The organism is Vibrio sp. 947, assembly GCF_033339115.1.
In the GTDB taxonomy this organism is placed as follows: Bacteria; Pseudomonadota; Gammaproteobacteria; order Enterobacterales; family Vibrionaceae; genus Vibrio; species Vibrio alginolyticus.
Window position 1 is genome coordinate 326561 of record NZ_JAWOTX010000001.1, and the last position, 12058, is coordinate 338618.

Here is a 12058-nt window from a genome sequence, read left to right on the forward strand (position 1 = left end):
TATCAGTAAAGTTAATTAGTTACCGCCTGAACCACCTGATGGCGGATCAACAGGATCAACTGGTTTGCCTGGCTTCGCATCTGGAATCGGTGGCACTACCGGTTTGAAATCATCTACAGGTTTTTCTGCTTCGATCTCTTTTTCAACCTGGTTAACAACATCTTTAGTATCTTCTTCAGATATCTCTACGTAGATAACGTCACCAGAATCATTTTTAGGGTAATTTGGGTTCTTCTTAATTACCTCTTCAGTTACAGCTTTAGCTGCTACTGAAATTGCTTTCGGAGAAGCCGTAGGATTCGCTTTAATGACATCTGAAACTACATTCGCTGTAGCAACCAGTTTAGTCGCTAATGCTTTTGTTGCAGCATCACCACTCTCATCTAACTGCTTAACTACACTTTCAGTATTGCGAAGCAAATCATTAACTGAAACGCCCATCGCATTGACATCAAGACCTAAGTCAGCAAACACTTGCTCTGCAACCTCTGGCGTGTAAATTGCACCTTCTTCCAAAGTATCCGTTACTAGAGTAGTAAACGGTGAACCTGTTACAGGTGCATCTGCTTGCGCTAGACCTTTTGGAATTTTGTAATCAGTTGTAATACGTTTACCATTAGATGCATCTACACTCTTATCAGTATGCTTCAATGTGAAAGTACATTCACTTGGAGCACTAACTACATCTATGTGACTAATGCGCGCATAGCCGACCATACCTTTGTAGTTTGTTGTCAGTTCATCAGCCTTACCTTGTAAATCTCCACCACAGTCATAAGATACTTCCATGCCGATAACAGCTGGGTCATAAGCCTGTACTGAGTATGTTTTTACCTCAGGATCGCTGTCACTACCACAACCTGCTAGTAGAACAGCAGCCACACTTGCCGTTAAAAGTTTGATTTTCAAAATTAGCTCCAATATTTGTTGTTATATCCGACCGCAACACGAAGCATAACGGCAGTTGCATATAGTGTAAATAGGATGCATACAACTTTGGCATGAGTTTTTTCACATTACCGCCTGTTTGCTTGTGCAAAATCATGCATTCATCTCAATAACGCTAAATAGACACAATTTTGTCATGTATTCGTCAGTATTTTTTCGAGTAACTTGTTGCCTTTATTGCAACCAGATGGATAATAGTTGACTATTTTTTGTGGGTCAGATTTTTACACCTTCATTAATGAAACTAAGAGCTCTAAGTCGCTAGCAGCCATTTGGAGTGTTTATTACACAAATAATTCTGAATGGACTCGCTTTCTAAAGGCTTAAAACTGCAGTAAATCGTCAATATTGATGAAACTCAGTTCAATTAGAATGAATCAATTTCAGTCGGCAAACTTTCTTTCGGTAGTTATAAACCAATGAACACATTTAATAAATTTTTGGGGATATCAGTACTTCCAATCCTTCTTACAGGGTGTACTTTGCCTGGTAGCCACCTTTCGGTCAGTGACAAAACAGTCATGAGCACTGAATCGAGTGATATAGAGTCTCAGGTTACCGTTTATCCCTTAACTTTGGAGCGCGTAACGTCTTTAAATTCAGTGGACCCTTTTTCAAAACCAAACCCAGAGTTAGATATTGAAATCGCAAAATATGAATACGAAGTAGGACCTGGCGATATCCTAAATATCACTATTTGGGATCACCCAGAGCTAACGATCCCAGCGGGCTCATACCGAAGCTCAGCCGAAGCGGGTAACTGGGTGCATTCGGATGGCACGATCTTCTACCCTTACATAGGTGTCGTACATGTTGAAGGCAAAAACGTACGTCAGATTCGTGCAGACATTGCAAGCCGCCTTGCAAAATACATTGAGAGCCCACAGGTCGATGTAAGCGTTGCGGCATTTCGCTCTAAAAAGACTTATGTAACTGGCGAAGTTAACAAGCCAGGACAACAACCAATTACAAACATCCCCCTTACACTTCTAGATGCTGTGAATAGAGCTGGCGGACTGGCTGCCGAGGCTGATTGGCGTAATGCGACACTGACACGCAATGGCGTTGTTGAAAACGTCTCTTTGTATGCTCTGATGCAACAAGGCGATTTAACTCAAAACCGCCTTCTAAAGCCTGGCGATATTGTTCATATTCCTCGAAACGATGCGCAAAAAGTATTTGTTATGGGCGAGGTTAACGATCCGAAATTACTCAAAATTGATCGTAGCGGCATGAGCCTTACTGAGGCTCTTAGCAGCGTTGGTGGTATCAGTGAAATCTCCGCAGATGCTACCGGTGTGTTTGTCATCAGACGTTCAAAAGAAGAAGCTAAAATGGCGGACATTTATCAGCTAGATGTTTCTGACGCTTCTGCTTTGGTGATTGGTACTGAGTTTGATCTCAACCCTTACGACATAGTCTATGTGACGGCTGCACCTGTTAGTCGTTGGAATCGTGTGATTGCTCAGCTCGTTCCAACCATTTCCGGCTTTAATGAACTAACTGAAGGTGTACTACGAGTACGCACTTGGCCGTAAAACAACGTGCCGCAAGAAACTTATCTCTTGCGGCACGTAATCGATAGCTACTCAGCTCAATTGCGCAATATAAAGAAGCCAGCAATTCAGTTGAGATCACAAGCATACAATTTAAAGTAGGGTAAGCATTTGTTTTCTAATATTCTTGTCGTCTGTGTCGGTAATATTTGCCGCTCTCCAACAGGAGAGCGGCTTTTGCAGTCTTTACTACCAAACAAACATGTCGCATCAGCAGGAATCGCAGTAGATAAGAGCCATCTAACGGGAAAAGCTGCTGACGAGATGGCAACCACTATCGCGAACGAACATAGCGTAAGCTTAGATGGACACGAAGCACGACAATTAACACCTGAGCTTTGCGCTCAATACGATCTGATATTGGTTATGGAAAAAGGTCATTTAGAAGCCTTAACCAAAATCGCTCCTGAGGCACGAGGTAAAACGATGCTGTTTGGACAGTGGATAAATGAACAAAACATCCCTGATCCATACAGACAAAGTAGAGAAGCTTTCGAACATGCATATACGCTTATAGAAAAAGCAGCAAAAGCGTGGTCTCAAAAACTATAAGCCGCAAGGCTAAATAAACGCCAATGGCAAGGTATTTAAGAAGTTAAAGTAATGACAACACAAACTATTAAGCAATCACGTCAAGCCGACGATGAGATCGATTTGGGAAAGTTATTTGGGATCATTCTTGATGCCAAATGGCTCATTCTATGTACCGTAGTCCTATTTTCAATTATAGGCGTCGGCGTTGCCATTCTATCAACACCTATCTATAAAGCTGACGCTCTTATCCAAATCGAAAGTAAGAGTTCAGGTGGTATTTCAGCGATGGTTGGTGATATGGGAGAGCTGTTTTCAGCAGAATCATCAGCGACAACAGAAATAGAGATCATCAAATCTCGTATGATCTTGGGCGGTACTGTTGATAAGTTCAACTTAACGACTGTCGTTTCTCCAAACTACATGCCAATTATTGGTAAAGGCCTAGCTCGACTACAAGGTGAGCAAATCAGTCTGAGCGTTTCACGATTTAATGCTCCTTCTTACGCAGTTGGCGTTCCTTTAACTCTTGAAGTTATTGATTCTGAAAAACAGACGTTCAGGCTCTTAGAAGATGACAATAACGTCATTTTAGAAGGTAAAGTTGGTGAACTGCTTGAGAAGAATGGATACCAATTTTTGGCGACTGAACTTGTGGCTCAAACTGGTGACTCATTCACGGTCAGCAAAATCAGTAAATTAGATGCAATTAATAAACTTCAAGAAAACTTATCGATTAGCGAACGTGGTAAGCAAACCGGGATTATATCTTTAAGCTTCTCTGGTGAAGACCGCGCTAAGATTCAAGATATCTTGAACGACATTAGCCAAAACTACTTCTTACAAAACGTTCAAAGAAATTCTGCAGAGGCAGAGCAAAGCCTCGAGTTCTTGAAAGGTCACCTCCCAGACATCAAAACAAAACTGACCGCTTCTGAAGACGTTTTAAATCGATTCCGTCAAGAAAATGAATCTATCGATTTAGGCCTTGAAGCTCAGTCAACGCTGAAAGTAATGGTTGAGTTAGAAGCACAGCTAAATGAGCTTACATTCAAAGAAAGTGAGATCAGCCAACGCTTCACACAGGATCACCCAGCTTATAAGTCGCTACTTGATAAACGTGAAACACTACTAAAAGAGAAAGAACGTCTTAATAAACAAGTTCAAAAGTTACCGAAAACACAGCGTGAAGTTCTACGTATGACACGCGATGTAGAAGTAAACCAACAAATCTACATCCAACTATTGAACAAGGTTCAAGAGCTCAACATTATTAAAGCCGGAACAGTTGGCAACGTTCGAATCTTAGATAACGCTCAATCTTTCTCTAAGCCAATTAAGCCGAAAAAAGCGCTTATCGTTGTGCTAGCAACACTGCTTGGCGGTATGGCAGGCGTTGCTTTCGTATTAATTCGTGCAGCATTCCACCGTGGTGTGGAAACACCAGATCAAATTGAACAGATTGGCATGCCAGTTTACGCAAGCGTTCCAAAATCTATTCAACAACTGGAATTTGCAAACAAGCTTAAGCGCAACAAAGGCAGCAACAATGAGCTAGTCCTTCTAGCGGAAGCTAACCCAGCCGATCTTTCCATTGAGGCTCTACGTAGTCTTCGCACTAGCTTGCACTTTGCAATGATGGAAGCGAAGAATAACGTTCTTATGATTTCAGGTCCTGCACCATCTATCGGCAAAACATTTGTATCGACCAACTTTGCGGCCGTCGCTGCGAAAACCGGTCAGAAAGTGCTGCTTATTGATGCGGATATGCGTAAAGGTTATTTGCAGCAATGCTTCGGTCTACGTTGGGACAACGGTCTTTCTGATTACTTGAGCGGTAAGACATCCCTTAGCAACATCATTAAATCTACATCCATTGATAATTTAGATGTTGTGACTCGCGGCCAAGTACCACCAAATCCGTCAGAACTTCTTATGCACCCTCGCTTCAAGAGCTTTGTTGACGAGATGTCTGCACAATACGATCTAGTCATCATCGATACGCCGCCTGTACTCGCAGTTACCGACCCAAGCATTGTTGGCGCGCTTGCAGGAACAACTCTGATGGTCGCTCGTTTTGATCAAACGACTTTGAAGGAGATTGAAGTCGCGCAAGGTCGCTTCGAGCAATCAGGCGTTGAAGTTAAAGGTGTGATTCTCAATGCAGTTGAGAAAAAAGCATCTAACTCATACGGCTATGGATACGGCTACTATAACTACGCGTACAAAAGCGAATCATAACTTGAATTTAGATCGCTAATTAAACCAAATATGACAAAGCCCTGCTAGAAACAGCAGGGCTTTTTCGATTGCACTCTTAATTGCTTGTACGTAATCAAACTAAGCAAGACAAAGAATATTGGGTCACTCCAACCAAAACCGACAAATACTCCGATAATGCCGGCATAGGTAGTAATCACTGCCCCTAAGCCATTAGTAATCAATAATGCTTTAAACAGCTGTTTCGCAGTATGCCCTGATTCCACATTACGTAACATCAAACTCACCGCTGCGATTCCACCTAAAAAGATCGAAGTATGCTGCGATAAAAACAGCGCGTACTGGTCGTTAATTTGTACTCCATACATCGGCCACATTATGGTTGGTACAAAAAACAACGCAAAAGCGAATACCGTATATACGACACCATGAACGGTTAGAAAAGTGCGGTTGGTCATCATCTCCTTATCCTCTAATAGGCCCTTGATTGAGCGTCGTTAACGGCACATTGATATCGAAGATTTGACCTCGTACTTCGACTACGCCCTTTTTTCGTAAGCGTGCGGCATGCATTTCGAGATAAGCTTGCGCCGTGGCTTCATCTTCAAAAAGATAGATACCACCACCGAGTTTGTCTTTTTCGTTTTCCGTCCAAATTTTCCAAATCATGCCCGGCTCTTGGTTAATCGACTTAGCTAAGTCGACCAAAGCATTCGACATCTCTTCACCAAACGGACCATGAAATTCAAAATCAACTTGCAATAATTTCGCCACCTTGGGTCTCCTCTTCTTAATTGACTCGCTTTCGATGACAAGATTATTGCCTTTATAAAACTGACAAAAAAGTTCATAATTTTGCCATTAGCTGTCTAAAAAATTGACTGATGAGACTAAAAACGACCTTAGAACAATGGCAAACGCTACAAGCGATTGATCAAGAAGGCAGTATTCAATCCGCAGCTTTACTGCTCAACAAGAGCCATACCACATTGATCTATTCGGTGAGGAAGTTAGAAGACCAACTTGGTATTCAACTTATCGAAGTACGAGGGCGCAAAGCGGGTTTGACAGAGCACGGCAAAACCATACTGCGTCGTGCACAATCCATGCTTGAACAAGCGCGGGAACTGGAAGTCATCAGCGAGCAGTTAAAAAGTGGGGTGGAATCTCAAATCACGGTCGCAGTAGATCATCTTTGTGACCCTTGTTGGCTTTATGCACCACTCAGTCAATTTTTGGAGGACAACAACACGACCTCCGTTCAAGTGGTTGAAACGTCACTGAGCAAAACAACCGAAATGGTCGTAAATGAGCTCGCTGACATAGCAATCATCAACTTACCGATAACCAACTACCCTGCCGAAGCATTTGGCGTAACAACCATGCTGCCTGTAATCGCAGCACACCATCCACTCGCTAAAAAGCCGCATGTTTCCATCGACGATTTTGCAACCACCAGCCAAATTGTCATCCGTGACTTAGGTGATTCAGACAAAACGAAAAGAGATGTGGGTTGGTTACGCGCACGTCAGCGTATTACCGTCGATAACTTCGACCACGCTTTTCACGCCGTAGAGCAAGGCGCTGGACTTTGTCGGCTACCAGCGCACTTAGTCGCAGCCCGCAAGAGCGATAAAATTAAAGTATTGGAGATCGAACACTCCCATCAATATCAAGTTGCGCTGCACCTCACTTTGCCCAAAGGAGCCAAAAGTGGTCCTGCGACTCAAGCGCTTTATCGTACTTTACTCAAAAGTGTAGAAACTCGAGTCTAGCAACAGTGGTATTGAGTTGAATCGCTAGTGTTATCGGCTATTGATTCTCCCTAAATATAGAGAAACGGCCATTTTGTGACGCTACACTCTCACAAAAGGTTGCACGAAGGATAGCGACCACCTACTATCACTCTGCTCATGCCTAAAGCACCCAACACTCGCGGAAAGAACTCGGTTCACGGCAATATCCTCACCTGCTTGGTTTAGCAGGCACAATCTGTTTTTACCTTCTTTTTAGCTTCTATATAGGCGAGTGTGGAAGAAATAAGAAAGGTGAAATATGAACTCTACAAATAGCTTCTCGATCAATATCAATCAGCAAAAATCCATTGCTAAAAAAAGGCTCAAAGCTATCCGCCTATACGATGACGCCACGTTGGAGTTAGTTAAGCGATTTCACTCCAAACCAGAATCTTTGGCTCCCAATACAATTCAATTGGCTGACGTTCAACATGCACTCGCAAGAGAACTTGGCTTATCCAGTTGGAGTAAACTAAAAGCTCATGTCGAAGAGCTAGAAGCGCACAAACTAGCCATCAAACAACAAAAACCGCCCCTAGATGCGAAAGTAAAAACGCTACACGTTCGTTGCGGTCACGATATACAACAACAGCTTAAAACCAGTGGATTTGAAGGGACATTTTTAGCCCTGATCGATCCGCTTTGTATTGGCCCCATACCAGCAACACCGCAGAACTTCCTTGCCATTCGTGCCCAATATGTCGTAGAGACTCTGCTGCCTGTGATGAAGCGTGAAGACTCGGTTCAAGATATAGTCACATTGGAACAATCAAACCTCGATCTGTTGCAAAGTGATGTATTTGAACGAATCGTCTTTTGGGTCGAACATGACAGTTATGATCAATTGATGCTAATTCGTGCTCTAACACAGTTAGAGAATGTAGAGAATAAAGTGATAGAGATCATTGAGTTGAACCAGTTCCCGGGCACTGAACGATTCATCGGCTTTGGGCAGTTGCCTGAAGAAGCTATTCGTTCTTGTTGGCGATACCGTAAACCTGTGACAGCAAAATTATTCAGTCAGGCTAAACGGTGTTGGCACGCTATTACATCACCGACACCTATTTCCATAGTTAATTTGATTCAGCAGCATAACCTGGATTGCTTGCCCAATATATTCAACGTGCTTAAACGCCATTTGCAAGAGTTACCTAATTCACAAACTGGATTGAGCTTGACACAACACCTCGCACTAAAGGTCTTGAGCTCGCAAAATCGTTCAATTCCCATCAAAGATTGGTTTGAGCAATATCAACAACTAGAACCTCTTCCTTACCTAGGAGACGTGATGTTTTACGCGTTACTCCTCCCTCTAGCACAGTGTCAAACACCTTTGATCACGATTGAGTCACGTGAAAGGCACTGGTGGGAACAAAGCGTCCGTATCACTGAGGCTGGCAAGCAGTGTTTGGAAGGCTTAATACGAGCGAAACAATGCTATTGGGTTGGAGGGATTAAAAATACCAGTCAAAGTTATTGGAGCTGGGATCACCTCCAACTAACTACACTTGCCAACCATCATTGAGTTGACAAATATGAAAGCATAAAGGGTTCGTTGGCTCTGATGAACACTCAATACTAAATTATCCCTAAAGAAGCGACCGCTAGCCTGAATATAACTTAAATAGTTATGCAGAAATGCATCCACTCAAAGAGAGTATGCACTCTATCTCTTATTAAAATTTATTGTAAATCCTCTTTGTTATCGGTTGTATATTCGATAAAAGTGTTAAAATACAAACTTTTCATCCGGCCAATTCGTTAATATTTGGTTAAAATCCCATTTTTATTAGTGATGAAGTTCACATCTATTAACCATTTAGAGGATTATTCTTTCGTATTTTCTCACTCCGCTGCTAATCTGCTCGCCGCTTTGAAGTGAACTCAAGGTGCATAACTATAAGGAGTGTTCTCATGAATACCAAGAAACCGATGTCGCTTACCAGCCGCGTAATTTTAGGTATGGTTGCGGGTATCTTGACAGGATTTGCAATTCGCACACTTTTTGCCGACAACGGATTTGTCGACGCATACATTGTTAATGGATTATTCGAAGTTGGTGGACAGATCTTCGTTGCCAGCTTAAAAATGCTTGTTGTACCGCTAGTATTTGTTTCGTTAGTTTGTGGTACTAGCTCTCTCAAAGACCTCTCTACACTGGGTCGCATGGGCGGTAAAACCCTCGCTTTCTACGTTACGACAACGGCTATCGCGATTACGCTTGCTCTAACTATGGGTACTCTATTCCAGCCAGGGGCAGGGGCAGATCTAACGGCAGCAAGTTCATTCAAATCAGCCGAAGCGCCATCTTTAGGTCAGGTGATCATCGATATGTTCCCGACCAACCCAATCAGCGCAATGGCAGAAGGTAAAACTCTGCAAGTTATCGTGTTCGCCGTGCTATTCGGTATCGCGATCAGTGCAGCGGGTAAACCAGGCGAACGCATCGCAGCATTCTTCTCTGATCTGAATGAAGTGATCATGAAGCTGGTCGCGATTTTGATGAACTTGGCGCCTTATGGGGTGTTCTTCTTAATGGCGAAGCTATTCACTGGTCTTGGTCTGGGCGCGATCGTCAATCTGGCAGAGTACTTCTTAGTACTGGCTGGTACGCTTGTCCTACACGGTCTAGTTACTTACAGCTTAATGTTAAAAGGTTTCACAGGTCTAAACCCAATTACGTTCCTACGTAAGATGGAAGACGCAATCATGTTTGCTTTTTCTACAGCATCATCGAACGCGACCATTCCAGTGACAATGGAAACAGCAAAACACCGCATGGGCGTAGATAACCGTATTTCATCATTCACTGTTCCTCTAGGTGCAACCGTGAATATGGACGGCACAGCCATCATGCAAGGTGTCGCAACCGCATTTATTGCTCAAGCATTCAATATTGATTTGAGCATGGGCGATTACATGATGGTTATCATGACCGCAACACTTGCGTCTATCGGTACCGCAGGTGTTCCTGGTGTGGGTCTTGTCATGCTTGCTATGGTATTGAACCAAGTTGGTCTGCCGCTTGAAGGTATCGCGCTCATCATGGGTGTTGACCGTCTTCTTGATATGATTCGTACCGCGGTAAATATCACTGGTGACAGTGCTGTAACCGTCATCGTTGCAAAATCAGAGGGTGCATTGGATGAGGCTCGCTTCAACGACCCAATGGCAGGCGTAGCCGAAGAAGAAGTGCATCTTAAACGCGCTGACGCCTAAATCGTTCTACGATTACCATTCTGAAATTATATAGTCCTGTCTAAAAGAAAGCCCCGATGGAAACATCGGGGCTTTTGTTTTCTCCGCGTCTAGAAATATTCTTTCTAATCCGCCATCGAATTCAGTTTTTCTCTGGCTTGTGCTTCGTGTTCTTTAGTGATGGCATTACCGACTGAGTTCGCGGCTAAGGTAAGTGCTGCCATATCATCGGTAAAGCCGACGCCAGCGAGTACGTCTGGCACCATATCGGTTGGTAATACGAAGTAAGCCAATGCACCACCTAAAATCGCCTTATGGCGAACAGAGGTGTTAGAATCTGTCATCGCGAGCCATGATTTTATGCCCATTACGGCAATTTCTTCACCCGCTTTCTTAACCGAACCTTTCATTTTTCGCCAGAATGTTTTTTCATCTGGCGCTTGCATCGTTTGATCTTTGGCGTCTTTCGGCGCCGATTTTACAGACATTGTTGTGGTCATCGTTGCCTCCGAAATTTATGACTATGTCCAACATATTAATAAATCGAACCTGAACGCAAGATTAATAACAAGAAATGATAGTAAAGTGAAACACAGATAAAAAATCCCCAAACCGAAGTCCGGGGATTATTGCCTTGGAAACAAACAGCTTTGGGAACCAAGTTTTAGAAGCAAAATGCCTTATTGAGCAATCTTCTCCAATACACGCATCAGCATTTTGATACGTGGTTCGATAGACTCAAGCAACAAGTACTCTTGATCGCTGTGGAAGCCCGCACCGATAGGTCCTAGACCATCCAAAGTTGGAACACCAAGAATCGCCGTGTTGTTTGCATCAGAGCCACCACCTACTTCTTTCCAGTTGATGTCGATAGCCAGTTCACTTGCGGCTTCTTCAACTAGCATCATCAGGCTTTCTGTTTGTGGGCTTGGCACCATAGAAGGCTTATAAGCTTCACGAACCAACTCAATTCTCACGCCATCAACGAATGGTGTTTCCAGCATGCCATTTAGCTTGCTATCGACATCATCGTATTCTTCGTTGCTCCAGAAACGCACATCCACGATCGCTTCCGCGTGCTCAGGGACGATGTTCGCACCGTTGCCGCCAGAAACAATACCGACGTTCAGCGTAGTACCAGATTCAAAGTTGGTCATTGCATTGACTGCAAGAATCCAATTCGCCATCTCAGTGATTGCGCTGCGACCATTTTCTGGCTCGTTACCTGCGTGAGCTGCAACGCCATTAAAGGTCATTTTGTAGCGAGCCATGCCTTTACGCGCTTTCACTAAACCGCCATCTGCACGTGCTGCTTCTGCAACCAGTACATTCTTAGCGTTTTTCGCTACTGATTGAATCCAATCCACAGAGTCCAGAGAACCCGTTTCTTCATCTGGGTTCATGCAGATAGCGATAGACAGCTTATCCAACACCGCTTGGTCTAGGTTGCGCATCGCGTATACGATGTTCAGCAAGCCAGATTTCATGTCCGAGACGCCCGGACCGTAAGCTTTCTCTGCATCTTGAGACATTGGACGAAGCTCAGCAGTACCCACGGGGAACACTGTATCCATGTGACCAATCAGCATCACGTCGATTTGCTCAGCTTCCGGCTTGTTTCGAACTTCAAGACCGATGCCCGCTTTGCCACAGTCGATGCGTTTTACGCTCCAACCTGACATCGCTTGGTACTTCTCTTCAAATTGAGAAGCGATAAACTCGATACCATCAGTCGTGTAAGTGCCACAATCCACATTAATCAGCGGACGTAGCTCTTCTAGATATTCATTTAGAGAGAATTGCATGACT

Annotated in this window: 11 protein-coding genes; 6 read left to right on the forward strand and 5 right to left on the reverse strand. The window is 43.6% G+C overall.

Annotation, left to right across the window (positions count from 1 at the left end):
* Positions 1-15: 15 nt before the first annotated feature.
* The gene (locus R7Q39_RS01475; RefSeq protein ID WP_318075679.1) at positions 16-909 is read right to left on the reverse strand and encodes a hypothetical protein; all 894 of its coding nucleotides are present in this window, start codon (positions 907-909) and stop codon (positions 16-18) included.
* Between the two features lie 458 nt (positions 910-1367).
* On the opposite strand from R7Q39_RS01475, the gene R7Q39_RS01480 reads away from it, so the two are divergent.
* The 3 genes from R7Q39_RS01480 (at position 1368) to R7Q39_RS01490 (ending at position 5276) form a co-directional block, all read left to right on the forward strand.
* A complete protein-coding gene (locus R7Q39_RS01480; RefSeq protein ID WP_017820139.1) occupies positions 1368-2486 on the forward strand; it encodes a polysaccharide export protein in 1119 nt (372 codons plus the stop codon).
* A 129-nt stretch (positions 2487-2615) separates the two neighbouring features.
* Positions 2616-3056: a phosphotyrosine protein phosphatase gene (locus R7Q39_RS01485; RefSeq protein WP_031780905.1), complete on the forward strand. Its 441-nt coding sequence runs from the start codon at positions 2616-2618 to the stop codon at positions 3054-3056.
* 51 nt (positions 3057-3107) lie between these two features.
* Positions 3108-5276, forward strand: coding sequence for a polysaccharide biosynthesis tyrosine autokinase (locus R7Q39_RS01490; RefSeq protein WP_005374875.1), 2169 nt, complete (start codon positions 3108-3110; stop codon positions 5274-5276).
* Between the two features lie 44 nt (positions 5277-5320).
* Here the strand turns inward: R7Q39_RS01490 and R7Q39_RS01495 are convergent, their stop codons facing one another.
* Together R7Q39_RS01495 and R7Q39_RS01500 are read right to left on the reverse strand one after the other, a co-directional pair.
* Positions 5321-5713, reverse strand: a complete 393-nt coding sequence (locus R7Q39_RS01495; RefSeq protein WP_262629178.1) for a hypothetical protein — start codon at positions 5711-5713, stop codon at positions 5321-5323.
* A gap of 7 nt (positions 5714-5720) precedes the next feature.
* On the reverse strand, positions 5721-6029 hold the full coding sequence (locus R7Q39_RS01500) for a monooxygenase (RefSeq protein ID WP_225491617.1): 309 nt from the start codon (positions 6027-6029) through the stop codon (positions 5721-5723).
* Positions 6030-6139: 110 nt separating this feature from the next.
* On the opposite strand from R7Q39_RS01500, the gene R7Q39_RS01505 reads away from it, so the two are divergent.
* From R7Q39_RS01505 to R7Q39_RS01515, 3 genes are all read left to right on the forward strand, one after another.
* Entirely contained in the window at positions 6140-7030 is an 891-nt protein-coding gene (locus R7Q39_RS01505) for a LysR family transcriptional regulator (RefSeq protein ID WP_318075680.1), read from the forward strand.
* A gap of 280 nt (positions 7031-7310) precedes the next feature.
* Positions 7311-8576, forward strand: coding sequence for a DUF1835 domain-containing protein (locus R7Q39_RS01510; protein ID WP_042521728.1), 1266 nt, complete (start codon positions 7311-7313; stop codon positions 8574-8576).
* A gap of 389 nt (positions 8577-8965) precedes the next feature.
* The gene (locus R7Q39_RS01515; protein WP_318075681.1) at positions 8966-10270 is read left to right on the forward strand and encodes a dicarboxylate/amino acid:cation symporter; all 1305 of its coding nucleotides are present in this window, start codon (positions 8966-8968) and stop codon (positions 10268-10270) included.
* Positions 10271-10374: 104 nt separating this feature from the next.
* On the opposite strand, the gene R7Q39_RS01520 is transcribed toward R7Q39_RS01515, so the two are convergent.
* Positions 10375-10749 carry a YkvA family protein gene (locus R7Q39_RS01520; RefSeq protein WP_054390861.1) on the reverse strand — a complete coding sequence of 125 codons (375 nt, stop codon included), beginning with the start codon at positions 10747-10749 and terminating at the stop codon, positions 10375-10377.
* Between the two features lie 180 nt (positions 10750-10929).
* On the reverse strand, positions 10930-12054 hold the full coding sequence (locus tag R7Q39_RS01525; RefSeq protein ID WP_318075682.1) for a M20 family metallopeptidase: 1125 nt from the start codon (positions 12052-12054) through the stop codon (positions 10930-10932).
* Positions 12055-12058 lie beyond the last annotated feature (4 nt).